Annotated in this window: 24 protein-coding genes and 1 pseudogene; 19 read left to right on the top strand and 6 right to left on the bottom strand. The window is 63.3% G+C overall.

The window, feature by feature from the left end; genetic code table 11:
- The first annotated feature begins 1,276 nt into the window (after positions 1-1,276).
- The 8 genes from ACFU4Z_RS00940 to ACFU4Z_RS00905 all read left to right on the top strand — a co-directional run bounded on the left by ACFU4Z_RS00940 (position 1,277) and on the right by ACFU4Z_RS00905 (position 8,649).
- Positions 1,277-1,591, top strand: a complete 315-nt coding sequence (locus ACFU4Z_RS00940; RefSeq protein ID WP_379058466.1) for a hypothetical protein — start codon at positions 1,277-1,279, stop codon at positions 1,589-1,591.
- Complete coding sequence (locus ACFU4Z_RS00935; protein ID WP_379058464.1) at positions 1,588-1,809, top strand: hypothetical protein; 222 nt, start codon at positions 1,588-1,590, stop codon at positions 1,807-1,809. The genes ACFU4Z_RS00940 and ACFU4Z_RS00935 overlap by 4 nt, the downstream gene beginning before the upstream one ends.
- Positions 1,810-1,902: 93 nt before the next feature.
- On the top strand, positions 1,903-2,427 hold the full coding sequence (locus tag ACFU4Z_RS00930) for a hypothetical protein (RefSeq protein WP_379058462.1): 525 nt from the start codon (positions 1,903-1,905) through the stop codon (positions 2,425-2,427).
- 72 nt (positions 2,428-2,499) lie between these two features.
- Positions 2,500-3,690 carry a hypothetical protein gene (locus ACFU4Z_RS00925; RefSeq protein ID WP_379058460.1) on the top strand — a complete coding sequence of 397 codons (1,191 nt, stop codon included), beginning with the start codon at positions 2,500-2,502 and terminating at the stop codon, positions 3,688-3,690.
- A 2,315-nt stretch (positions 3,691-6,005) separates the two neighbouring features.
- Positions 6,006-6,284 carry a hypothetical protein gene (locus tag ACFU4Z_RS00920; RefSeq protein WP_379058457.1) on the top strand — a complete coding sequence of 93 codons (279 nt, stop codon included), beginning with the start codon at positions 6,006-6,008 and terminating at the stop codon, positions 6,282-6,284.
- A gap of 23 nt (positions 6,285-6,307) precedes the next feature.
- On the top strand, positions 6,308-7,117 hold the full coding sequence (locus ACFU4Z_RS00915) for a hypothetical protein (RefSeq protein ID WP_379058454.1): 810 nt from the start codon (positions 6,308-6,310) through the stop codon (positions 7,115-7,117).
- A gap of 375 nt (positions 7,118-7,492) precedes the next feature.
- A complete protein-coding gene (locus tag ACFU4Z_RS00910; RefSeq protein WP_379058452.1) occupies positions 7,493-7,732 on the top strand; it encodes a hypothetical protein in 240 nt (79 codons plus the stop codon).
- Between the two features lie 117 nt (positions 7,733-7,849).
- Positions 7,850-8,649 (top strand): IS5 family transposase gene (locus tag ACFU4Z_RS00905; RefSeq protein WP_379058449.1). Its coding sequence is split into 2 segments (ribosomal slippage): positions 7,850-8,180 and positions 8,180-8,649, totalling 801 coding nucleotides; the frame shifts between segments, so codons are not numbered across the junction.
- A gap of 223 nt (positions 8,650-8,872) precedes the next feature.
- Here ACFU4Z_RS00905 and ACFU4Z_RS00900 read toward each other — a convergent pair.
- Positions 8,873-9,076: a hypothetical protein gene (locus tag ACFU4Z_RS00900; RefSeq protein WP_379058446.1), complete on the bottom strand. Its 204-nt coding sequence runs from the start codon at positions 9,074-9,076 to the stop codon at positions 8,873-8,875.
- Between the two features lie 19 nt (positions 9,077-9,095).
- Entirely contained in the window at positions 9,096-10,685 is a 1,590-nt protein-coding gene (locus ACFU4Z_RS00895; protein WP_379058443.1) for a recombinase family protein, read from the bottom strand.
- Positions 10,686-10,785: 100 nt separating this feature from the next.
- Here ACFU4Z_RS00895 and ACFU4Z_RS00890 point away from each other — a divergent pair.
- From ACFU4Z_RS00890 to ACFU4Z_RS00880, 3 genes and pseudogenes are all read left to right on the top strand, one after another.
- Positions 10,786-10,914 (top strand): annotated as a pseudogene (locus ACFU4Z_RS00890) (exodeoxyribonuclease III); the annotation flags it as partial.
- A gap of 58 nt (positions 10,915-10,972) precedes the next feature.
- Positions 10,973-11,485, top strand: coding sequence for a ribonuclease domain-containing protein (locus tag ACFU4Z_RS00885; protein ID WP_379058440.1), 513 nt, complete (start codon positions 10,973-10,975; stop codon positions 11,483-11,485).
- Positions 11,485-11,991, top strand: coding sequence for a barstar family protein (locus ACFU4Z_RS00880; RefSeq protein WP_379058438.1), 507 nt, complete (start codon positions 11,485-11,487; stop codon positions 11,989-11,991). Before ACFU4Z_RS00885 ends, ACFU4Z_RS00880 begins: the two co-directional genes overlap by 1 nt.
- A 64-nt stretch (positions 11,992-12,055) precedes the next feature.
- Here the strand turns inward: ACFU4Z_RS00880 and ACFU4Z_RS00875 are convergent, their stop codons facing one another.
- Positions 12,056-12,685, bottom strand: a complete 630-nt coding sequence (locus ACFU4Z_RS00875) for a TetR/AcrR family transcriptional regulator (RefSeq protein WP_379058435.1) — start codon at positions 12,683-12,685, stop codon at positions 12,056-12,058.
- 143 nt (positions 12,686-12,828) lie between these two features.
- Here ACFU4Z_RS00875 and ACFU4Z_RS00870 point away from each other — a divergent pair, with 143 nt between their 5' ends.
- The 3 genes from ACFU4Z_RS00870 to yhjD are packed head-to-tail and all read left to right on the top strand — an operon-like array spanning position 12,829 to position 15,897.
- Positions 12,829-13,761: an oxygenase MpaB family protein gene (locus ACFU4Z_RS00870; RefSeq protein WP_379058432.1), complete on the top strand. Its 933-nt coding sequence runs from the start codon at positions 12,829-12,831 to the stop codon at positions 13,759-13,761.
- 21 nt (positions 13,762-13,782) lie between these two features.
- The gene (trpS, locus tag ACFU4Z_RS00865) at positions 13,783-14,817 is read left to right on the top strand and encodes a tryptophan--tRNA ligase (protein WP_379058429.1); all 1,035 of its coding nucleotides are present in this window, start codon (positions 13,783-13,785) and stop codon (positions 14,815-14,817) included.
- A gap of 45 nt (positions 14,818-14,862) precedes the next feature.
- Positions 14,863-15,897 (top strand): inner membrane protein YhjD, encoded by a 1,035-nt coding sequence (gene yhjD / locus ACFU4Z_RS00860; RefSeq protein WP_379058426.1) that lies wholly within the window; start codon positions 14,863-14,865, stop codon positions 15,895-15,897.
- A gap of 135 nt (positions 15,898-16,032) precedes the next feature.
- Here yhjD and ACFU4Z_RS00855 read toward each other — a convergent pair whose 3' ends face one another.
- Positions 16,033-17,331, bottom strand: coding sequence for a D-alanyl-D-alanine carboxypeptidase family protein (locus ACFU4Z_RS00855; RefSeq protein WP_379058423.1), 1,299 nt, complete (start codon positions 17,329-17,331; stop codon positions 16,033-16,035).
- A gap of 153 nt (positions 17,332-17,484) precedes the next feature.
- Between ACFU4Z_RS00855 and ACFU4Z_RS00850 the strand changes: the two genes are divergently transcribed.
- Both ACFU4Z_RS00850 and ACFU4Z_RS00845 read left to right on the top strand, forming a co-directional pair.
- A complete protein-coding gene (locus ACFU4Z_RS00850; protein WP_379058420.1) occupies positions 17,485-19,026 on the top strand; it encodes an MFS transporter in 1,542 nt (513 codons plus the stop codon).
- Positions 19,016-19,639 carry a TetR family transcriptional regulator gene (locus ACFU4Z_RS00845; RefSeq protein ID WP_379058417.1) on the top strand — a complete coding sequence of 208 codons (624 nt, stop codon included), beginning with the start codon at positions 19,016-19,018 and terminating at the stop codon, positions 19,637-19,639. The genes ACFU4Z_RS00850 and ACFU4Z_RS00845 overlap by 11 nt, the downstream gene beginning before the upstream one ends.
- 1 nt (position 19,640) lies before the next feature.
- Here ACFU4Z_RS00845 and ACFU4Z_RS00840 read toward each other — a convergent pair whose 3' ends face one another.
- Together ACFU4Z_RS00840 and ACFU4Z_RS00835 are read right to left on the bottom strand one after the other, a co-directional pair.
- Positions 19,641-20,318 carry an ester cyclase gene (locus tag ACFU4Z_RS00840; protein ID WP_379058413.1) on the bottom strand — a complete coding sequence of 226 codons (678 nt, stop codon included), beginning with the start codon at positions 20,316-20,318 and terminating at the stop codon, positions 19,641-19,643.
- Positions 20,319-20,547: 229 nt separating this feature from the next.
- Entirely contained in the window at positions 20,548-21,435 is an 888-nt protein-coding gene (locus ACFU4Z_RS00835; RefSeq protein ID WP_379058408.1) for a phenylalanine 4-monooxygenase, read from the bottom strand.
- Positions 21,436-21,696: 261 nt separating this feature from the next.
- On the opposite strand from ACFU4Z_RS00835, the gene ACFU4Z_RS00830 reads away from it, so the two are divergent.
- The 3 genes from ACFU4Z_RS00830 to trpB all read left to right on the top strand — a co-directional run bounded on the left by ACFU4Z_RS00830 (position 21,697) and on the right by trpB (position 24,153).
- Positions 21,697-21,903, top strand: a complete 207-nt coding sequence (locus tag ACFU4Z_RS00830; protein WP_328409574.1) for a type II toxin-antitoxin system VapB family antitoxin — start codon at positions 21,697-21,699, stop codon at positions 21,901-21,903.
- A gap of 184 nt (positions 21,904-22,087) precedes the next feature.
- Positions 22,088-22,765 (top strand): RadC family protein, encoded by a 678-nt coding sequence (locus ACFU4Z_RS00825; RefSeq protein ID WP_379058404.1) that lies wholly within the window; start codon positions 22,088-22,090, stop codon positions 22,763-22,765.
- A gap of 143 nt (positions 22,766-22,908) precedes the next feature.
- Positions 22,909-24,153 (top strand): tryptophan synthase subunit beta, encoded by a 1,245-nt coding sequence (gene trpB, locus ACFU4Z_RS00820; RefSeq protein ID WP_379058401.1) that lies wholly within the window; start codon positions 22,909-22,911, stop codon positions 24,151-24,153.
- The last annotated feature ends 91 nt before the right edge of the window (positions 24,154-24,244 follow it).

The raw sequence follows: 24,244 nt of genomic DNA, 5'->3' as shown, positions 1-24,244 counted from the left end.
CCGTTGTTGGTGCTTCCGCCTTTGCCTAGAAAACGTAACGACATCGCTGTACCTCCCTGTTAAGTCATGCACGAGGTTGCACGTACCTAACCGATTGTGGCTCAGCGATGCTCGCAGTGCAGTGGGAATATTCGATCCGTGCACGATTGAGCATGATCGTGGACCGGTGTCCTTGCAGGTTCTTAGCGTCTGAGCTGGCCCCCGTGACATGTGGCGACAACCGGTCACGGGGTGCCTACCAATGATGCGGCCGAGCCGAGGAGAGCACCTGTGTTGAACAGACGACAGTCACAGCCTGATTGTGTTCTACAGCACCGAAACCCGTTCGCCGGGCCGCCAAGCGCCTACGTGGGCGCAACCAATCTCGAGTTGCTCGGAGCCGTCGTGTGTGGGCTCCGAGGCGAACCGCTGAATCGCTCCGGTGCCGGGGGACTCGACACCCCGGCATCGGACGCACCAACCTCGCTGCAAGCACAAGCAGAGGTCTAACCCGATGGACCACATACCTTTTGGGGACACACCGATGTCACGTTGCATCTTCTATCGGCGGGTATGCGACCTGCCCGCGACCGTCGACCCACCGAGCTTGGGTCGCATCATCATGAAAGCGACACACGTTCAGGCGGTGAGAATGCCCGTGCCGCTCGGGCAGGCTGTCAGATACGAAATGGGCCATCGAGGTGCGGCGGTTGGTCCAATCCTGGCGCTTCCACGGTCGGACCAATGGATGTACCTCATCCGAGCAGACATCACCGAGGACGTGGCGCTGTTCGCGGAGTTGTTTCGGAACAACGTGTCCGTTATCCGTGACGGTAGCGCGATCGCGTTGCCGTCACCGACAGTCCGGTCTAGTGAGGTTCGGTACTGGGTCGAGCCACCACGAGACACGTTCCGTCCGTCCGGGCTTGCCGTGATCGACGCGGTTCGGTCGTGTTTGGGGCCGGGCAAGGTGCGGGAGGTGTCGCATGTCTGAATGTGGATGTGGCCCGTCGATCAACCTGTCCCATTGCGGCGGAAGCGGTTTCAGCTCAGACGGCGCACTGATCAAAGTGATATGCCCCCAGCACTCGAGCCGGAAATGGGTGTCGCTGCTCGATGGCCGCATCGAGATGCACACCGGTGGCGATCCGCTGCAACGGTGCCGATGGACAGATGTCCGGGTGAAAGATGACCGTGAGGTGTTAGGGATCGCATGGCCGGATAGAGCCCACCAACCACCGGCACAGGCTCCCATCGAACCAGACGTGACCGCCGACCCGTCGAACAGCGAACCCCGATGACTGTCAAAGCGATCGGGCTGCTACTGCTCGATGTCAGCGGCCCGCACCTGTTGCGAGACGAACGCGTCATCACCGCGCTGGCCGACCAACACGGCTACACCCTGACACGGCTGGTCACGATCAAGCACGACACGTTCATGCCCACCGTCCTGATCGTCACCACAGCACACAATATGGGTGCCTCAACAGTTATCGCGCCGAGCGTCGACCACATCAAACATGCCCGCGCCATCGCAATAGCGTGCGACCTCATCACCCCGACCCACCGTATCCCCCGCACATCCCTTGACCGTCGAGGAGGCATGTCATGAGCACACCGGACCCCGAATATGACGATGCCCTTGCGGAATTCCGGCGCGCCTCGGATGCGTTCCATGCGGCGGGCGCTCCCGCGACTGGGGAGCTAGCGGACCGGTACAGCGCGGCTGCGGCCCGCCTGCACAAGGTGGCATCTCAACGCTGCAACACCGACGAGCAGACGCCGGTAACCCCTCTGGGAGTTGATCTCCCACGAGAGCGCGGGCAGTGACACCCGCCTCGGTCCGCGCCGCTTGCGTGCTCCGCAACCGCTAGATTCGATGCACCGTGACACCAGACTGCCAACTCGAGGGGAAGGCCCGCAGTGGACGACGAACAGATGACGATGGACCTCGGCGTACCTGTTGAGCAGACCGCTTGGGGGAAATGGGTCGACCCCAACCGACGTAAAGCACAAGCCCAGAAGTTCATGGACCATACAGGTATAAGCCGCTTCCCTTCGGAGCCGTGGCCCGAAGGCTCGGCGGAGGTTAAACGCCTCGACCCTATCGTCGCGGAACTGTTCCCGGATATGGCTACCGCGATGAGCCCTGAGAACACCGACATGGTCGACGCCTTCATATGCTTCATCGGCGAATGTTTTATTAGGTTCGCGGGCGCTGAATGGATCGAATACAAATGGTTTGGCCGCGAGAAGTCGTTTTATGATCACGTTAATCCAGCCCTGCGGTTCGACACGCTAGACGAAGATGAACGAACCGTGTGGGGGTTGATGCGAGGCGTGATCGAATTTCATCCCGGGGATCATGACGGGATGTTCTCGAAAGCGGCCGCAATATTTCGTGAGTATGCGAGCTATCACCAAGAGAAGCTTGACGACGAAGCTTGACCTTCTCCGCGACGGCTCACTACGTGATGCTGTTGATCAATAGATTCCGCACACTGGTTGGTGTGACCAGCGATGGACGACTACGACAACGACCGCAAGGGTTACAAACCCCACCTGCGCGGAACCATATTCGAACACGGAGCAAGCAACTTCTTTCGTGACCGCGAGAACGGCTATAGTCACGGTTCTCGAATATACGAGACATCAGAAGGTCGAATCAAATTCGACCACGTGAAAGAAGTAGACAGCCATCTCTTCTCTATTGAGGATAAATCCGGACGAATCGATGGCGATAAAGACGTAACGCAGCTTATGGCACTGCGGGAGCTTCTTCGGAGCAATGAAAAGCATAAGCATCTGCTGCGTTCCGTCGAAGGTGAGTCGATTTCAAAAGAGTGCCAGGAACTCATCAATGGTTTGAAGCGAGACTTTCCCGATAGGTTCACACACCTTGAAATCTCTCGAGCTGACGCCCGTACAATTTGGGCCTTGGGTCGGGATTTGGTGCGGGGTAAACAGCTCGAACTAGAAGAGCGTGGTAAGCAGCTTGAATTGCCAGGTGTCGGGGAAAAGGCCCGGGAGGAGAAGGCACAGGAGCTACAGAGGCGGCGAGAGACGATCGCGCAGTTGGCGAGAGCGCGGGAGCGTGCCGAGAAGTTTCGGAAGATGCAGCAGTTCCGCCAAGCCGCTGCACGGGGCCGGGCGGAAGCGCCACGGCAAGTACAGGCCGAGCGGGCTCGTCAGCCTGCCGAACCTGTCGTGCTGGCCAAGCCGGCACGCGAAGTATCGGAAGCGGCGAAACGTGCCGAGCGCGCCAGGGTTGAACGCGAGGCCGCCGAACGAGCCGCGCGGGAGTTCCCGGTACCCAGTCAGCTCCTGGGGAGGGCCGTCGACGCTGAGGAACCTGATAAGGCTCGCGCTGAGCGTGACGCGGCCGAGAAGGCTCGCGAGGCACGAGAAGCGGATCGCCCAGCTCCGGAGCAAGCCGACAGGGCACGGGAAGCCGAAGCAGCGGCGCGGGTCCAACAACACCGGGAATTCTTTGCGGCGCAACGCGAACGTGCCGAGCGAGCGGGCATCTTGGATTCGGTACGCGTTGTGCAACTCCAGTGGAATCAGCCCGGGGAAGTGCGGCAGCCGGAACCGGTGGACGCGGCAGCGGCCGACGGGCACCGCAGCCTTGTGGAGGGCCGGGAACGAGCTCGCGTCGAAGAGCGCGACCGTGACGAGCGCCTGCGTGGTATCGAACAGACACGTGAGTGACCGCGTAGGCGGTCCCGAGGGCACTGAGCACCGAAACCGTGTCGCGGAGCGCGAGCGTCTACTTATGTTGGGTCGGGAAGGCCAGTCACAATGACGCACTTGACCTGCCTGGAGATGACGACCCGCCGCTAAGCCTGGGGGGTGGCGGGAGCGTAAGCGTTGCGCAGCCGACTGTAAGCGTCGATACCGGGAGAATATGCAGGAAGTTTATGCACGTTCGCGGAACTAAACGAATGGGCCGTGACCAGCTCAAACACACCTAAGCCGCAGCTTGCGACTAGCTAAGCCGCTGGTCAGGGACCTAAGCGGCCATTGACACGTTACTAACAGCTGATACGATGGAATTGTGTCCATCGGACACAGATGATATGGCGTCAAGCTTGACAATGACCTAAGGGGAAAGAAGGCGATGCAGGTTAGAGAATGGAAGGCTGCCGGTGCCAGTGGGATACCGGCATCGAAAGGTCTACTAACCAGAGGCAGAAATGCGTAGGCCAAACGTCGCCGTTCGATATGACCGCGACAAAGCAACCACCTACTACAAGGTGACTCGCGAAGGCGCTTCAGCGTTCTTGCTGATGAACCATAGCGAACTAACCGAACTTCGTAAGCAAATAAATGATGCCTTGGGGGGCACCAATAATGACCGAAACAAGTCGTAACATCCCGGCCATCATTCGATGGGACCAGGCTTACAACAGAACGTCAACTCAGACGGCGGGGGGTATGCACCTACCCCGAGAAGTGGTGAACGTCATCCGGACCTACATGGATAATCACACGCTCACTGGGTTTGTTAAGCAGGAGACGTTAGCGAAGGCTACGGGCCTAAGCCTGGAGACCGTGAAGCGGCAGATTAGGGTTAACCGCGAGGCGGGTTGGCTCGAGGTTGTCGAGCGAGGACACTCCGGCGGCAGAGCCAACGTCTATCAACTCGCCTACCCCGAAGGGTACCGTGCACGACCCCTAAAGGGTGTCACGGATGACACCCCTTCTACTCCTAGAACTTCTCCTAAGAGAAGTTCATATATAACTACTCCGAATATAGGTGTCGCTGATGACACCATCTACGGAGACGGATCAGATCATGATCCGGAGCCGGGCATTGAACCCGTCTCCGTAAGCACCGACCCCTGGTCGGAGGATTCCTCCGTTACCGCGACCACTACGGAGCCCAATGGTGTCGCGCATGACACCCTTCCGGATGTAGTCGTAGAACGCCTGGAGGCGTTCCCAGAACGGCTTAAGAACGCCAGTACCGTTTACGGATTCCTGGTAGCGGCTGCGGTTGGTTCGGAGGTATCTCCGATTCCTCGAGGATTTTCCGCACACTTGGGGATGTCTCCGGATGAAGCCAGACAGGCTGGCCGGGACTTGGTCGGTGCCATCCAGTTCGAATCGGATCGAATAGTGATCCGAGCGCACGCGTCTTAGATCCTTCAGCATATTAGATCCTTCCGTCCTCCGGGGCTGAAAGCCCCGGCCTATACCGAACTGCCTAAAACCGATTCTGAGCCGCCTACGGGCAACCTAGACGGCATTTTTATGCCCGGAGGCCTGACCTGGCCGTACAAGACCAAGTGTGACCAGTGGAGGCGAGAGAACATCAACGATGCGAAGCGCTGGGATACGGCGCACGGGCATTCGGGTGATCCAGTTCTCGGGTATGCGTGTCTACTGCCGCCGGGTGCGGCAGGGTGTCCGCACCGGTGAATGACATACGTCACAATCTAGGCTCAGGTCTGGAAAAGACACCCTTATACATATGAGGGAGTGAGGGCAACTCAGCCCCGTATCCATCACTTGCGTTCCACGGTTATGTGTCATCCACGTAGGGGTTGCGTCCTGCATGGGTCGAATGGTCATAGGTCTCCTAGGCGCAAAGTTAAGCCCCGGTGTTCTCGCGCCGGGATTTTTCTTTGGCCTGAGAACCTTAGGCCCTAAGGGAGGGGAGATGCAGAGATGCCGCAACGGCTTACATGAAATCAGAGGAGAGCAGGACCGGCGTCCGACCGGTGAGTGTATCCACTGCCACCGCGCCGCACAGTCGCGGTACCGACAGAAGCGCAGAGCCGAGTACCGACGATTGAAAGCGCTTGAATCTGAGGGCTTGATTTAGCCCGACCCACACAGCTCATCACCTTGACCTATTTAGGCCGCCTGCGTGGACGTTAGGCGGCCTTTTTAATGCCCAGGAGAGAGCGTGCCCGGCGTCGATACGGCACCGAATAGTCATAAGACCGCACAGCTTAGAGACATAAGCGACAAGCCGACTGATGAACTCGACTACCTAGAACGGAATGGGAAATAGATAAATGTCATTCAAGAACAACAAAGCGTACTTTGAGCAGTTTAAAGCGGCACTGAACGGTGACGACGATACCGGGAGGGATGACCTAGTTAGCCGTGCTGTGGTGCGCAGAGGCTTGGACGTAACCCTACGGGAGATGCTGGGGGCTAAGAACGAACTCAAAGAAGTGATTGAGAAGGGGCTGAACAGTCCTGAGCCGGAGTCCGAGGATGAAGAGAACCAGCCCCCAGCTATTGCCCTTAACGATTCTGAGACCCTAGCCCGTCGGGCTCTGGGCCAGTAAACAAACACCTAAGGGGAATCCTAATGAGCTATGACGCGCTTTATGTACATACCGAGAATGCCCTGCTAGTTGCCGCTAACGGCGGCGAGCTTTCTAAGGAATGGAAAGTTATTGAGTCTCGATACGACGCTTACGTTTACCGACAGTCTTCGGTTATTGATGATCTTTGTGACGCTGTGCTGAATGGTGCGGATGAATCCACACTGAATCAACTACAGGGCTTGGCTATGGCTAATATGCTGGGAACTGCCGCAGGCATCTCCGGATCTACTGAAGCCGTGGTTAAGCAAGAGGTTCGTAACCGTGTCGCGGGTGCATTGATTCGGGAGTACAACAAGACCGCCGATGACAATCTGAAGCGTGTAGCGGCTAATTTCAATCTGAATTTTCGGCAGTTCCGTTCGCTGACGGAACAGGTGGATGTAGAAGCATCGGCGGAGTCTCTTATCACTGCACCCGATGAGGCTAGAATGGCTTGGCTGAAAGCCCTTGAGGTTGCAGCCGAGCTGGATAAGAACCTGATTGCGCTTCGTGCAGCATTTGACCTGGCAGGCATTCGCCGTACTGACAACAACGACGCAATTCTTGGTTTGGTGTGCACTACGGATGCAACCGGTGCGGCACGTCGTGCCGTGTGGGCTGCATGGGACACCGAAGGTCGTACCGGCCGTTGGGGTGCTCTGCTTGCGGCTGGTATCGACGTGAAGGGTATTGACTCTGTACAGAAGTACAGCGCGTATGCGCGACCCCAGATGATCAACAAGCATGAGCATGACGGTTGGGGTATCCGGCAGACATGGGTAGATGCCGAGGACGGTAGCCCGGCTGAGTAACCAGGCGAAGTCTCAACAGTCGGGACAACTCACGGCTTAGCTCTGGTTCCTGAAGTCGACGACCAACACTAGGCACGTTCAGTGCCAAGAGCTAAGGCGCATAAGCGGATTGGGGTTCATGCCCGGGCCAAACTTCCTAAGCTCACAGGGCCATCTAGAGGACATTCTGAAGCCGGTGCAGCAACTCGTGTGCCGTCACCACCCCAGGGGGATTGCTCCCCCTACCCGCATGCCGGCCGCCCTCAGGGCATCGAGGCATTTATCCCCCCGCCTGAGAGTGGGGGGTGGAGCAACGAATCCCTGGTCACGGCTCCTCGGTGGAATCCGCCCTTGGAGCACGGAATCGACCGTTACCGGTCCGCCATAGTTGAGGTATTGATGCTCGAAGATCACGCCGACCGGCTCGCACAGTTGCGAGCCCTGAAGGCTGAGACCATTGCGAAGTTCAACCAGGCCACTCCTGGTGTAGCCCCACAGTTCGCCAAGGTGATTGCCGACCTGAGCCGGGAGATTGCGGAGCTGGAGGCTCCCGTGCTCCGGGGGCGAACGCCGCTCGAGGAAGCCCGAGAACGGATTGCGGCCAAGCAGCGTGACGCGCTGCACCCTGACTCCTGATGACACGACAAAGCCCCCGGCCGGAGCCGGGGGCTTAGTCCGTAGGTTAGGGCTTAGAGCTCCTAACAGGTTCGGTCAGTTGGCACCGGGTTCTGTTGCAGTGCAGGATGTTTCGATGTGGCAGCACCCTGGATCGTGGATGACGAGTTGTGGGCGGTAATCGAACCGCTACTGCCGGTGAAACCCGCGGGGGCACCGGGACCGCCGCAGATGGACAGCCGACGGGTGCTGCAGGGGATCTTGTTCGTGCTGATCACCGGGATCGGGTGGGAAGACCTACCCCAGGAACTGGGGTTCGGGTCCGGGATGACATGTTGGCGCAGGTTGCGGGACTGGCAGGCCGCCGGGGCGTTCGAACGGATCCACCAGGCCGTGCTCGCCCGCTGCCACGCCGCCAGGATGATCGACTTCGACCGGGTCATGGTCGACGGCTCGCATGTGCGGGCGAAAAAAGGGGCGCCGCAACAGGTCCGAGCCCGGTCGACCGCGCCAAGACCGGTTCCAAGCACCACATCCTGACCTGCGGGAACGGATTCCCGCTCGCGGTGGCGCTGTCGGCGGCCAATGTCAACGACCATCTGCTGTTGCCCACGCTGCTCGACCGGGTCCAACCTCTACGCGGGCGTGCGGGGCGACCCAGGCATCGGATCACCAACCTGATCGCGGACAAGGGATACGACTACCCCAGCGTGTATTCCGAACTGCGGCAACGACGTATCAGCGGCTACATCGCGCGGCGCGGCACCCGTGACAAGGTCACCGCCGGCCGCTGGATCGTCGAGCAATCCTTTGCCCTGCTGCACCAGTACCGGCGGCTGGCCATCCGGTGGGAACGTCGCACCGACATCCACCACGGATTCCTCGACCTCGCCGCAGCACTGATCTGCTGGCGACGACTCAGCAACCGAACCCGATAGGAGCTCTTAGGGCTCAGGCTTGGCGTAGATCTCTGACACCACCTGACCGGAGTACCAACCCGGGTCGTCGGCTGACTTCGTCTCCATGAGCACCAGGCTGTTCCGCCGGATGCGCTCTAGCGCCGGAGCGAACAACGGGTGTCCGTCGCGCACAATGGGCGAACGCTGAACCCGTAGCTCTGTGTCGGTGCCTTCAGCAACCGGGTACAGCGGGTGATGGACTTTAATCATCACGTTTGGTTCCAGCCTGCATGAAATCGATGTTCTTAGCCATCTGCGCGAACGTCTCTCTAGCCCTTTCCGGATCAGAGGTAACCATTGCCTCGAACTCTGCAAGGAACTCCCGGAGGTAGTCCCGAACCTTAGGGTCTTCGTGCGTCTCGGTGATCCCCCGAAGAAATGCTATTGCCGATTCGAGTGTGAACATTGGTCCTCCCCGTCCTTGGTCACTTGTTCTTTCTGGCCTTATCTAGGTTCTCCCAAGCTAACTTATCCCACTCAGGGTGAGGATTTTGGCTTAGCTCGGCTTCCTCCGGTGTGAGTGGACGATTTATCCATTCGGTGCGGCGGTTCTCGTATACATCTTGCGGGACGTTGAACTTGCCCGGCAGGTCTGGCGGGACGTGAAGCCTGTAATTCACTGGCTTCACGCTGTGGATGTACAACCGGATGTCTGCCTTCAGTAGCAGTGCCCGACGCTCCTCCAGATTCATACGCTGGTATGCATCAGCGTATGTTTCGCCGGTTGGCTCATCGATGTATTCGGCCGGTCGGTGCGGAAGTGATTGGAGTAGTTTCCGCTTCTCCACCAGAGCGGCGAGGCGTTCCCGGTAGTCGTCTTGTCCTCCGTCGTAGTCATATAGGCTGAGGTCGAATTCATCTCGAATGTTTGTCATGGCGCGGGTTACCGCTTCTAGTTCGTCGGTATGGTCTTCACCCGGAACGAACCTGCGTTCAGTAACCGGCAGGTATACGAGTTCTTCGAATACTGATTCATCAAGAATCTCTTGCGTGTCCGTTTCGAGGAATGAGTACCCTTCACACCTGGGTTTGCCTGCCTTGGGTACGCACCGATAGTAAGAGTATTTCTTACCGTTGGGATTCGAGTTTACGACTCGATATAGCCGGTTCTCGCAGTTGCCGCAAAAGACGATCCCGAGCAGCGGAGCCGCCCCGTGAGACCGCTCACGCGTACGAGAGCGGGACTTCAGGACTTCTTGAATCTGCGCCCACTCTTCATCCGTGAATATGCCCTTAGGTGTGTACCTGATTGGCATTCCATCCGCACCACGGGCAAGTCGACGTTCCTTGACCGAACGGCCAACCAGCTTGTAACCCTGGGTAGCAGGGGACTTAAGAATCTTCCCGACACTCGATTGATTCCAAACGTCGGAGACCTCAGTTTTACGGCTAACACCTTCTTTGTGGTAGTACCTGGCCGGTGTGGGGAGCCCATCTGCTGTGAGCCTTGCGGCTATTTCCCACTGGGATTTACCGGCTAGCGTCATTTCCCCCATGATTCGCACAGCCTTAGACGAAACAGGGTCAATCTCCAGCGTTTTACCGGCCCGTTGGTGGTCAACGATTCTGTAACCGTACGGAGGTTGGCCACCAGGCCAACGGTCCATCTTCCGCAGTGCGGTGTGTGAGTCTTTGACGCGGGTAGACAACGTGCCCGCTTCTAGTTCTGCAAGTGCGGCGATGATTGCCACCATCGCTTTACCGAACGGTGTGCCGAGGTCGAAACCCTCAGTCGCTGACACCAGGCTCTTGCCGTTGTCCTCACACCATGCAATGAGGTCGGCCAGATCCTTGGATGACCGCACCAGCCGGTCAAGCCTCCACACCACGATTACGTCGAACTCATGCGCACGGTTCTTCAGCCAGTGGCCAAGCTCCGGCCGGTCGAACGGTGAGTACTTGGTGGCGGACACGTCCAGGTCGGTTGCCGCCCCTGCCTCTGTCCATCCGCGAGCCTGAACGGTGCTGCGTCCGTGCTCAAGCTGCCTGGCGGGTGACGTAGATTCGTCAGTCATGACGGATAGCCGCGCTACCAGCAAGGCGCGTAACGGGGTCTGCATCTCGGTTCCTTCCCTGTTCAAGGGCTCTAGGGTTTGTATACCCGATTCGATCCGGTGGCGCATCGACTATCAACTCGCCCGCGGCGACCTGGCGGCCCGCGCTAAGCAAGCCGTTGTGGAGCGCGCCGCCGCCTACGATCAGCGCTGGTCGGACCACGCCCCGGTCACGGTGCAGTACCGATGAGCGACCGAAACATGTGCCCCTGCACTCTTGTCGTCGGTCCGATCGGTAGGTGGTCGCGATGATCGCGGGAAAGCGTGGCGCCTACACGGTGCTCGGTGTCTTTGCCGTCCTGGTCGCGGTCGTCGGACTCATCGCGCTCAATCGCGGCGGCGACGGCGGCTCGGTCCTCGGCTCGGCGACCTCGAGCGCCCGCAGTGCGCCCACGACGCAGGCCAGACCACCTGCCGCGGGCGGCACCACGACACCGCTGCTCGGGGGCACCACCGCACCGGCCGCGTCCCGCGCTCCCGGTGTGCCGGATCGCGCGTTCGCGACTCTGGCGGAGATCGACGCGGGCCGCTGGCCGGACTCCGCGAACGCGCCCGGCACCAAGGGCGGTGATCGATGGATGAATCGTGCGGGCACCCTGGCCGCCAAGGATTCCGCGGGCAAACCGATCACCTACCAGGAATGGGATGTGAATCCCAAGCAACGCAACCGATCCCGGGACGCCGAACGCATCGTCACCGGTAGCGACGGCTCCGCTTGGTTCACCGGCGACCACTACGAGACCTTCACGAGGATGCGCTGATGACCGAGCCGATTCCGTTGTCGCAGTTCCTCGCCCGTCCCGGCAATGCCGAATCCGGTCCCGCCGCCGGTCCGGTCGCCGCCCCCGCACTCGGCGCGCTCGCCATCGACGCCGCGGAGCTGAGCGCACTGCGCTTTCGCGCCCCCTCCGGCTACGTGGTGCGCGAACTTCGCGGACCGAAGATGCACACCACCATGGGCGTTTTCGATGAGTTCGCCGCCGCGTTCCAATTCCCCTATTACTTCGGCGAGAACAAGGATGCCTTCGACGAATGCCTGCGCGACCTGGATGATTTCGTCGGCGAGGCGGCCGGATACGTTGCTGTGGTTCGGAATTCCTCCTCGCTGCTCATCGAGCAGCCCGACGAGCGGGACTGGTTCGCCGAGGCCCTCGACGACTGCGCCGGTTACTGGTCGAGGAGGGACATCGTCTTCCGTGTCGTTCTCCAAGGCGAACAGGTGCTTCCGCAGGCCGTTGTGTTGATCTCCGACATCGCGACGCTCTGACCTGCCCGCGCCGCGGCGCAGGCAGGTCCTGCCCGGTGACTTCGGTGCGGGACTCGCGCGCCGGTCAGGTCAGTCGGCGCGCGAGATCCTCGCCGAGCAGCACGAAGACATCGGTCGTGTGCTCGATGAGTTCGTCGCGAGTCAGCGGCAGATCATTCTGTAGCCAGGCGGTCAGCGTTTGGACGAGCCCGCCGACGAGATAGGTGGCGCGGAAGTCGATCGAGGGGTCCGGCGGGTCGGCGACGCCGTAGAAATCGACGCCCTCCGCGGCCACCAGCCGGGCGAAAACACGCACTGTCTGATTCGTGCGTGCGCGCAGTTCCGGCGTCGCCATGCCCGCGACCAGCGCGACCTTGGCCTTGCGCGGGTCGTCGGTGAGCAGGTGGATACCCGCGGTGATCGCGGCGTGCGCCTTGGCGCGCGTGTCGTCCGGCGCGGCGTGCAATGCCGCGACGATCGCGCCCGCCAATTCCTCGGCGATCCCGTCGACCAGCGCGCTCAGCACCGCGTCACGGCTGTCGAAGCTCTCGTAGTAGTACCGCTCGTTGAGCCCGGCCCGCGCGCATAGTCCGGAGACGGTCAGCTTGGCGAGGCCATCGGTGCCGATGATCTCCAGCGCGGCGTCCAACAGCGCCGCGCGCCGTTGCGCGCGCCGCTCGTCTGCGGAGATTCCGCCGTAGGTCCGCTGTGCCACTGCTCGATTCTGACAGTGCCGGATCGGCCGCGCTGCAACGCGGCGGTATGGGATTGGTGTGGTCACAATTCTGGCATGAGCCATTGCCAGAATTGGGATTCTGATGGATGCTATTGCCAGATGTGCTCGACGAGGAGGCAGCAATGTCCGCACCCGGTTATTTCGCCGACAATTCCATGGCACGTCGGGTCATGAGCAAGCGAGCGGTCGGGCTCACCTACGGGCAGCGCGCCCTGGTGATCGGGGCTGTGCACCCGCTGCTCTATGTCGGGACCGCTGAGAACACCGAGCATCGGATGACGCCCTACACCCGGCTCGCACTCACCGGCAAGCTGTTCGAGGCGGTGTTCCTCGGTAGCAAGGACGAGGCCGACCGGGCGCTGGCGTACACCCGTAAGAAGCACGGCAAGGTGCGCGGGGCGCTGCCCGAGGACGCGGGTTCGCACCACCCGGCGGGCACCGGTTACTCCGCCGCCGATCCACACCTGATGTTCATGACCATGGCGTTCGCCTTCGATTCCGCCGAGGTCATGTATGACCTGCTGGTCCGGCCACTGACCGAGGGCGAACGCGAAGCGCTGTACCAGGACTACGTGCGCTGGGCCGAACTGTTCGGTATGCCGCGTGAGGCGGCGCCGGGCAGCTACCCGCTGTTCCGCAGGTTTTTCGACGCCTACCTCGGCTCCGACGAGCTGTTTCTCACCGACGAGGCCGGACTGGTCGGCTCCTACCTGGCCGGACAGCGGGTGCCCTATCCGCAGCGAATGCCGTTGCAGCAGGTCACCTCCGCGTTCTTCCTGCTGGTGCAGGGCAGCCTGCCGGCGCGCATCCGCGATATGTACGGCATGCGGTGGGGGATCGCCGAGCAGCTCGCCTACCGCGCGCTCGCCACGGCCGTCCGCACCGCGCACGTCGCTCCGCCGTTGGTGCCGCCGGTGTTGCGCGGCACATTGGCCGGTCCGAGCGCGCCGGTATACCGGCTGGTGTCCCGGCGGGAACACGAACTGGCGCGCACCGGACGCCCGAGTATGCCCGGCGTCGACCCGCGCAACTGGGCGGCGCGAAATTCCGCTTGAGCGCCGTGCGAAGATCGAAGCATGTCCAGTCCTGCTCAGACGACCCCGGCCGCTGAACGCAAACAGCGGGTGCTGTCCGGGATCCAGCCGACCAGCGCGTCCTTCCATCTCGGCAACTACCTTGGGGCGCTGCAGTACTGGGTGACCATGCAGGACGACTACGACGCGCTGTACTTCATCCCCGATCTGCACGCCATCACCGTGCCGCAGGATCCCAAGGAACTGCGCGCACGGATACGGGGCGCGGCGGCGCAACTGCTCGCACTCGGCATCGACCCCAAGCGCTCCACCCTGTTCGTGCAGAGCCAGGTGCCCGAGCACGTCGAGCTGGCCTGGGTGCTCAGCTGCATCACCGGCTTCGGTGAGGCCAGCCGGATGACCCAGTTCAAGGACAAGTCGGTCAAGCAGGGCGCGGAGAACGCGACCGTCGGGCTGTTCACCTACCCGGTGCTGATGGCCTCGGACATCCTGCTCTACCGCGCGCATCAGGTGCCGGTCGGCGAGGATCAGCGCCAGCATCTGGAGCTGACCCGAAACCTGGCCCAGCGCTTCAACACTCGGTTCAAGAAGACCTTCGTGGTGCCGGAGGCGCATATCACCAAGGGCACGGCCAAGATCTACGACCTGCAGGACCCGACCGCGAAGATGAGCAAGTCGGCCTCCTCCGACGCCGGCCTGATCAATCTGCTCGACGACCCGAAGATCACCGCCAAGAAGATCCGTTCCGCGGTGACCGACACCGAACGCGAGATCCGCTACGACCCGGAGCAGAAGCCGGGCGTCAGCAACCTGCTGGTGATCCTCAGCTCGCTGAGCGGCACGCCGATCGTCACGCTGGAACAGGATTACGCCGGTAAGGGTTACGGCGATCTGAAGTCCGACGTCGCCGACGCGCTTGTCGAATTTGTCACGCCGCTGCGGACGAAGGTGGAAGAGTACCTGTCGGATCAGGGCGAACTCGACCGCATCCTCGCCGCCGGCGCCGAGCGGGCGCGTGAGATCGCAGGCAACACCCTCGCACAGGTTTACGACCGGGTGGGCTTCTTGCCCCGCTGAGCCCCGGCGGCACCTGCTGCGGGGTCTCTGTGAAGGGGCTGACAGGTGCAGGTGATCGACAACATCAAGGCGTGGCTCGAGCGAAGGATCCAACGGCGCCCATGGCTGGACCATCTGGTCCGAGCCGGCGGCCGGTACCAGCGGCAGCGGGGTGACTACTACGCGGCGGGCATCACGTATTTCACGGTGCTGTCGCTGTTTCCGCTGTTGATGGTCGCCTTCGCGGTCGCGGGGTTCGTGTTGTCCAGCCACCAGGAGTTGCTCACCGAACTGCAGGACAAGATCGTGGAGAACATGCCGGGCTCGCTCGGCACCCAGCTCAACGATCTGATCGATCAGGCGGTCCGGTCCAGGGGGACCGTCGGCACGCTCGGGCTGCTCGCCGGTGTCTACACCGGGCTCGGCTGGATGGCCAATCTACGGGCGGCGCTGACCGAGCAATGGGATCAGCAGAGCCCGGAAGGCAATTGGTTCCTGACCAAGCTGTCGGACCTGGGTGCACTCGTCGGGCTCGGTCTCGCCTTCGTGGCGTCGATCGGCCTTTCCGCACTCGGCTCCAGCACGCTCGGTGCGCGATTGCTGATCAGCGTCGGTCTTTCCCACCTGCCCGGTGCTCGCATATTGCTGATTCTGGGGTCGATCCTGCTCGGATTCCTGGCGTCCTGGGCGGTTTTCGCCTGGATCATCGCGCGGCTGCCACGAGAACCGGTCACGCTGAAGAGCGCGGCCGAGGCGGCGGCGCTGGCGGCCGTGGTGTTCGAGATCTTCAAGTATGTGGCATCCATCTACCTGCACACCGTGCTGAGCAGCCCAGCGGGCGCCGCCTTCGGTTCGATCATCGGTCTGATGGTCTTCAGTTACGTCACCTATCGGATCATCCTGTTCGCCACGGCATGGGCCGCGACGGCGTCGGACAATCTGCGCGCTGTGGAGATCGTCCCGCCCGCGCCCGCGGTGATCGCGCCCCGGATGCAGGCCGCCGGCTCGTCGATGGGCGCGGTCGCCGCCTCCTTCGGCGCGGGCGCCCTCGCCGCGCTCGCCCTTTTCGCACTACGCAAGGTTCCCGGTCGCCGGCGCTGACGCGCCTCGCGAGAGCGCCGCGACATTGATGGAACCAAGATCGACGTTCGCGCGTCGAAACATTCGAACAAGAAAACCGGCGATCGATACCGCCGCTACTGGTGCCCAGAGGGGTGGCACCAGTAGCGGCGACGGTCAGTATCGCGATTTGTTCCTGCGGCGGGCGCCGAGGAGCAGGGCGAGTACGAGCACGATGCCGCCGACCACGAGCACTGTTCTGATGCCCGCACGATCGTTGTCCTCGGCACTGGCATGTGCCTGCTGATCGGTGTCCTTCGGGGGTGGGGACGCCAGTACCGCGCCGGTCTCCGACGGCTTGGCGCCGCTGTCGGGGAGTTGCCCGACGTCGGCTCCCCTGGGGAGGGCGAAGCCGTAGTCGAGGAGGTGGGCGGCCTGTAGGAAGGGACGCAGCGGCCGGACATCGGCCTTCAGCAGCGTCACCGCGAGCCTGCGGCCGTCGCGTTCGGCGGCGGCGACGAAGGTCTGCCTGGCGTCGTCGGTGAAGCCGGTCTTGCCGCCGATCGCGCCCTCGTATTCGTAGAGCAGGTGGTTGTCGTTGCCGACGGGGAAGCCTGGGTGGTCCTGATCGTCGGGGTTTTCCGGGTTCTTGGGGTAGCCGGGGAAGTCGATCTGCTCGGTGTGGATGAGCTCGGCGAACAGCGGGATCGACATGGCCTCACGGAACAGCACCGTCAGGTCGTAGGCGGAGGTGCTCATCCCCGGGCCGTCGAGGCCGGACGGGCTCGCGGCGCGGGTGTCCAAGGCGTGCAACGACTTTGCCAGCTCGTTCATGTGCGCCACCGCGCCCTCGTCCCCACCGAGCTGAGCCGCGATCGCGTGCGCGGCGTCATTGCCGGAGGCCATGACCAGCGCCTGCATCAGCTGCCGGTTGGTGTAGCGGCCGCCGGGGCCGATGCCGACCTTGGTGCCGTCGACATTGGCGTCTTCCTGAGTGCCGGTGACCACCTTGTTCAGATCGAGTTTGCGCAGCGCCACCGTCGCGAGCAGCACCTTGATGGTGCTGGCCGGGCGGTAGCGCCCGTGTGGATCCTTGGCCGCGAGCACCTCGCCGGTGTCCAGATCCGAGACCAGCCAGGCCGTCGCCGAAATATCCTGCGGCACCGGCGGCGCGCCCTTGGGGATCACCACACCGCATTCGCCCATCCGCGCGCCGCCGAGCGGAGGGGAGGGCACGGGCAGGGCCGTCGGCGTCGGCTGGCCGGGCGCGGGCACCTCGGACTCGTCGATCGGCGCGGGCGGTCTGATCTTCTGCGGGCAGCCGTCGGTGTTCGGGGTGCTGAACGGCGCGGTCGTCGTGGTGCTCGGCGGTGTCGCGGTCGCCGGAGCCGCGGTCGCGCCCGCGGTCACGGCCGCAATGGTCAGTGCGGCGCCGAGGCGCAGCGCGGCGCGGAGGCGAAAGTCCCGGATGTTCATCGGCAGAGAGCCTAATGGGCGCAGGCGGATTCGGTCCGTCTATGACGCGCCGGACCGAGCGGAGTGTGTCGGCGGGTCGCACCCGGTATTGACAGACACTAGTAAATGAGAGCTACTATCAAAAAGATGTAACTACCATTTATTGGAGCGCTTATGAATACGGACTCGACCCGCCGCTGGCTGGCGCTCGGCGCGCTGGCGGTCGCCATGCTGACCATCGGCCTCGACATCACGGTGCTGACCGTCGCGTTACCCACCCTGGCTGTGGACCTGAACGCGAATAACGGTGCGCTGCAATGGTTCAGCACCTCCTACACGCTGGCGCTCGCCGCGCTGATGCTGCCCGCAGGCGCGCTCGGTGATCGGTACGGCCGCAAGAAGATCCTGCTCGGGGCGCTGGTCCTGTTCGGTGCGGCCTCGCTGGCCTGCACGTTCGCCGCGACCGCCGGTCAGCTCATCGCGGCACGGGTGGTGCTCGGCGTCGCCGCGGCGGCCATGATGCCGCTGTCGTTGGCCGTACTGCCGGTGCTGTTCCCGAGCCCGGCCGAGCGGGCGCGGGCCATGAATATCTGGATCACTTCGACGGCATTGGGCTTGCCGCTCGGTCCGATCCTGGGCGGCTGGCTGATCGACAACTTCTGGTGGGGCTCGGTCTTCCTGATCAATGTCCCGATGGTCGTGCTCGGCGCGGTCGCGGTCGCGGGCCTGGTTCCGGAGTCGCGCAATCCCGACCGGCGTCCACTGGATCTGCCGGGCGCGGTGTTGTCCGTGGCCGGAATGCTCGGTGTGACATACGGATTCATTCGCCTCGGGGACGAGGGCTGGGGTAACGGGCTCGGCTGGGGCACGCTGATCGCCGGTGCGATTGTGCTCGCGCTGTTCATCGGATGGCAGCGCCGGACGGCCTTCCCGCTGATCGATCTCGGCCTGTTCGGCAGCCGTGGCTTCCGCTGGGGCGCGGTGTTCGCTGTGCTCATCACCTTCGGGATGTTCGGCCTGTTCTTCACCGTGCCGCAGTACTACCAGGCCGTGCTCGGCACCGACGCGCTCGGCAGCGGCCTGCGATTGCTCCCCATGATCGGCGGCCTGCTGGTCGGATCGCGGCTCAGTGACCGGCTGCTGCCGCAGCTCGGTGCGCGACTGATGGTGGCGGCGGGCCTGGTGGTGCTCGCGCTCGGCCTCGGTCTCGGCGCGCTGACCTCGGTCGGTACCGCGTACTGGTTCACCGCCGTCTGGATCGGCCTGGTCGGTGCGGGCATGGGGCTCGGTCTGCCGGTGAGCATGGCGGTCGCGATGGACGACCTCGAGGTGGCCCGCGCCGGCATGGGCTCGGCACTGTTGCAGGCGCTGCGGCAAGCGGCGGGCACGATCGCGGTGGCGCTGCTGGGCACGGTGCTGGCCACCGTCTACCGCGGCGAACTCGGCGACCTGAACGTCGACCCGATCAGCGACAGCGTGAATTCCGGTGTCGCCGTGGCAAAGTCGACAGGCCAGGCGGGCATGCTCGAACACGTGCAGTCGGCATTCGTCAGTGGAATGGGAGCGATGCTGTGGGTGTGCGCGGCCATCAGTGCCGCCGCGGTCCTGCTGGCGCTCTGGGCGCTGCCGCGTCGATCGGCGGCGGTCCAAGCCGCCGAGGCGGTGCCTGGGGCGTCCGCCGACGTCGATGCGACAGAATCGACACATGTCGGTTGAACTACCCGGTGACGGGCCCGCTGTGCCTGGCCTGCGGGAGCGGAAGAAGGAACGGACCCGCCGGACGATTCGTGTCGAAGCGTTCCGGCTGTTCCGTGCTCAGGGCTACGGCGAGACCACGATCGAGCAGATCGCCGCGGCGGCCGAGGTCTCGCCGAGCACCTTCTTCCGCTATTTCCCGACCAAGGACCAGCTGGTGCTCGCCGACGACCTCGATCCACTGATGATCGAGGCGCTGCGAGCGCAACCGCTGGACGTTGCGCCGCTGACCGCCTTCCGTAATGCGGCCGTCGAGGTCTTCGCGAATCTGCCCGCGGCCGAGGTGGCATTCGAGCAAGAACGGCAAGCACTGCTCTATCACGTGCCCGAATTGCGTTCGGCCATCGGCGCCGAGTTCGAGCGCAGTATCGAGTTGATGGCGGGCATGCTGGCCGAGCGCATGGGCAGGGACCCGATGGACTTCGAGGTGCGGGTGGCGACGGGTGCGATCGCGGGCGCCGCATTGGCGATCGGGACCACATCCCCCCTCAACGCCGAGAACCTCACTCGCGCACTGGATTTCCTCGAGGCAGGGCTGCCGCTCGGCAAGGATCAGCCGACCGAGCGGCCCTGAACTAGGAGGACTTCGTCACCGGGCAGCCGTGGGCCAGCGGGCCGAGCAGCTTGTTGTTGTCGTAGAAGTGCTCCAGCTCGAGGATGCGCAGATCGTCGGAGACCCTGGCGATGGTCACACCGAACATCTCGATCTGTTCGCCGGTCGGCTGGTGGTCTTTGTAGGCGCCGTCGTACTTGCCCCAGTGGCGCCAGCGGAAGGTGACGGCGGGCGGTCCCGCCAGTACTTCGAGGACCTCCCAGAAGAAGCCGTTCGGGAAGGCGGTGTGGAACGTGTGGTGTGAGGACTCGAAAGTCTCGGCATCCACCTCGTAGTACGGGTTGTCGCCGATGAGGATGTTGTAGCTGCCGATCCTGGCGAACTCCTCGGCGTTCTGCCATGGGCCGCCGTTCACCCGGCCACGGTAGTGCGCTGCCACCAGCGAAACCCATGTCGCCGGATCCTTCTTATGCGAGACCTCCATCTCGAACACCCGCACCAGGTCCTCGACGATGGCCTCCAGCGAGCCCGCCTCGTGGTTGGTGGTGCGCTCGCGTGGCACGATCTGGTTGGTCAGGTGGTAGTCCGGCGGCGCGCCGCGCCAGTCTTCTGCGGGCGTTGCCGCGACCACGGCATCGCGGCCTTGGAGCCACAGTGGTGTATCTGCCTGTGGTGTGGAATCTGTTGTATCAACGGACATTTCGGCTTCGCGCCCCTTTCGCGTGCGATCAACGCGTCGAAGGTAACAGCCGCTCGGTCGGTTGTCTCGGCATGTTTCGGGGCGTGCGACGGCAATGGGCCCTGGTGTGCAGCGGTGGCCAGGGGTGATGTCACAACTTGTGGAATGTCACAGTTTCATCGGTGGAAAGCGTTGGGGGTGAATGCTTTCCAGGCGTCGGCGGGTTGGGGACCGAAATGGACCCGCTGATTCAACGGGAATGAGCCGCGGCTCGCAACGGAGTGTCGTCGTCCATGGTGGCGAAGAAGCCGCCGATGACATCCTCGATCTCGGACACCGATTCGGCGCAGTACAGGACGGGCTGATAGTGGGTGATGTCGTAGGTCGCGGTGCCCATCGCGACCACGTCGAGCGGGCGCAGATCGGCATGGCGGAACTCCTCGATCTCGCCATAGGACGACAGCAGTCCGGCTCCGTAGCAACGGACTTCGCCGTGCTCGCGTACCACGCCGAACTCCATCGAGAACCAGAAGACATCGGCGAGGAACTTCAACGCGGTGTCGGTGCCGAGCCGGGCGACGGCCGCGCCGACCGTCTCGTAGATCGCGGCGAAACGGGGGCTGGCGATCTGGTTGGCGTGACCGATGACCTCATGGATGGTGTCCGGCTCCGGGGTGTACAGCGGAGCCGAGTGGTGCCGAATGTACTGGGTGGAGTGGAAGATGCGATCGGCGAAGGAACCGAAGAACTCGCGCAGCGGCACCAGCCCCGCGGCCGGGACGTAGCGGAAACCGGTCAGCGGAGTCAGCGCGGCGGAGACCTCGTCGAGTTGGGGGATGTGGTCCTGCGGGAGCCCGAGTCGAGCCGAGGCCTCCAGGACTTCCGTGCAGGCGTACTTCTGGTGCTTGCGGGCCAGTTCGGCCGAGACGATGCGCCACACTTCCTGTTCTTCTGCGGTGTACTCGACCCGCGGCACCGGCTTGCCGGGCGCGTAGTCCAGTGCCTGCGCGGCGATCGCATTCCGGCGCGCCCGGTAGTCCGGGTCGTGCACGCCGGGGTGCTCGTCGCTCAAGTGCACCGTCACATCGCCCGCGCCGCTGCGGGTCACGGGCGAGTACAGCTGAGCCTCAGTGAACATGCCTCCAGGCAAGCACTGCCGGGGCCCGTCGACAACAAAAGCCGCTCCAGGTGCGCAAATTGCCTAGCTAAAAGGGCCTTTGGACGCCCTTCCTGGCATTGATGGCGGCATCGAGGGGTCTTTCTGATCAGTTGTGATCGGAGCCGCGCTCGCTCGTGCACGCACCCGCGCTGGGGGCTGCCGCCGCGGATGACTATGTGCGATTCGCAGGACATGGTCATCCTTAATGACGCAAGATGGCGAATGTACGAAGGAGGACGCATGAGAACCGTGCGGATCGATCTCGACCAGAAGTTGTTGGCCGCGGCCGCCTCGATCATGGGCACCTCATCCAGCAATGCCACCATCAATGAGGCCCTGCGCCGAATTGTGGTGCACGAGCGACAGCTTCATCACCTGGAGCGGCTGGCCGCGGGTGTGTTGTCCGCTCTGCCGGGACCGGAAGTCATCACTGTGGCCGACGGCTAGCCAGGCCGCGCGCGGCCGTTCGGTCGCCGCCAAGGAAGTAGACGTCCGGCCGGTGTGGTGGGGCGGTACCGGATCGATGAGGGAGTGGCTGTCCTCCCCGAATCCCGGCAGGTATCGGCAGTGGGCGACATGTCGGTGCGCACTGGCATGATCCGGGGATCGCACCGCATTCGAGGGGGATCTGATGCCGGTACCCATTGCCGACCTGCCATACGGTCAACGACCACGCGAGCGGCTGCTCGCGCTCGGTCCGCAGGCGCTCAGCGACGGCGAACTGCTCGCGTTGTTGCTTCGCCAGGGTCGGCGCGGTGAGAGTGCGCTGGAAATGGCCATCGATCTGCTCGCCGAATACGGCGGGCTGACCGGCCTGGCCGGGGCGCGCCCAGAGGAACTGTCCCGCCGCACCGGAGTGGGCGTGGCAAAGGCCGCTGCGGTGATCGCCGCTTTCCATCTCGGCTCGCGCGCGCGGAACAGCCCTGAGGTCGCATGCCGTCTGGACGGCGCCGCGGATGTCGTCCGGGTCGCGGGGCCGCTGTTCGCGGGCGCCCGCGTCGAACGGCTCCTCGTGCTCGTCTGCGATGTTCAGAATCGATTGCGGCAGAAGGTATTCGTCGCGGAGGGCGCCATCGACCAGGTGGCGGTCCCGGTCCGCGAAATCCTCAATACCGTGTTGCGTCACGACGGTCGCGCTTTCGCCCTCGTGCACAATCACCCCTCCGGCGACCCGGCGCCGAGCTTCGACGACCGGCGTGCCACGACGTTGCTCACCGAAGCCGCCGCGACTGTCGGTTTGCGATTTCTGGCGCACGTGGTGATCGCGGGCGAGCGGTGGGCGAGCGTTCCGGCGCTCACTCGCAGCTGAAGGCTTCCCAGCCACGGTAAACCGGTCGGTTGCTCAGCTGGCGGATCAGGGCTAGACCGAATGTTTACCAGGCCGTTGCCGACCGCTCGTCTCAGTAGCACAGACTCGGTGCCGGATCCTCGACAGCGAAAGCGTTGGTGCTGATGACTATTGACCACTTCACGGCACGAAACGACTATCGGCACGGCGTATTTCCGGACGAGCATGGCCGGTTCGGCGAATTCGGCGGCAGGTACGTTCCGGAAGGTCTGATGGCCGCGCTGCTGGAGTTGGACGAGGCATACAGTCTTGCCCGCATCGATCCCGGCTTCGTCGACGAGCTCGCGGCCTTGCTGCGCGACCGGGTCGGCCGCCCGACGCTGTTTCACCAGGTGCCGCGATTCGCCGAATCGCTTGCGGTACCTGGGCTGCGGGTCTATCTGAAACGTGAGGATATGGCGCACACCGGCGCGCACAAGATCAACAATGCGCTGGGGCAGGTACTGCTGGCCAAACGGATGGGCAAGAGCCGGATCATCGCCGAGACCGGCGCGGGCCAGCACGGTGTCGCGGTCGCGACGGTGTGCTCGATGCTCGGCCTGACCTGCGTGATCTACATGGGCGCCGACGATATGAGACGACAGGCATCGAATGTGGTGCGGATGAACATGCTCGGCGCCGAGGTGCGCGCGGTGCACGCCGGCGGCCGCAGGCTCAAAGAGGCGATCAGCGAATCGGTCCGCGACTGGGTGTCGAACGTGCAGACCACCTACTACCTGTTCGGTACGGCGGCGGGTCCGGCACCGTACCCGAAGATCGTGCGCGATCTCCAAACGGTGATCGGCATCGAGGCCAGGGCTCAGATTCTGAAATCGGAAGGGCGGCTGCCCGACTACGTCATGGCCTGCGTCGGCGGCGGCAGCAACGCCATCGGTCTGTTCCACTCGTTCGCCGACGATCCGCAGGTCCGGTTGATCGGCGTCGAAGCCGCAGGCCGAGGCATCGAGACCGGCGACCACGCGGCCAGCCTCAGCGCGGGCAGCCCCGGCGAAATGGACGGCGCCTACAGCTATCTCCTCCAGGACGAAGACGGTCAGATCAGCCGCACCCACAGCATCGCGGCGGGCCTCGACTACCCGGGCGTCGGCCCCGAACTCAGCTACCTCAAGGACACCGGCCGCGTCACCTGCCGAGCCGCGAACGACGAAGCCGCGCTACGGGGCATGCGGGCACTCAGCCGCAGCGAAGGCATCATCGCCGCCCTCGAATCCGCCCATGCCGTCGGGTATTTGATGGAAATGGCCGAGGATGGCGAGCTGCCTGCGGATTCGGTGATCGTGCTCGGCCTGTCCGGTCGTGGTGACAAGGATCTGGCGATCGCGGCACAGCGATTGGGCGTCGGAGCCTGACGGCGGTGTGTGCCGCCTGCCGTTGTGGGCCTGGACTGTCGCGGCATTTTCGGTGCGAGCCATCCTCTGGCCGAGTGCGATCGCAGTTACC

It is taken from the genome of Nocardia sp. NPDC057440, from assembly GCF_042802915.1.
In the GTDB taxonomy this organism is placed as follows: Bacteria; Actinomycetota; Actinomycetes; order Mycobacteriales; family Mycobacteriaceae; genus Nocardia.
Note: the sequence above shows the minus strand (reverse complement) of the source record. Positions and strands in the feature narration are given on the sequence as shown.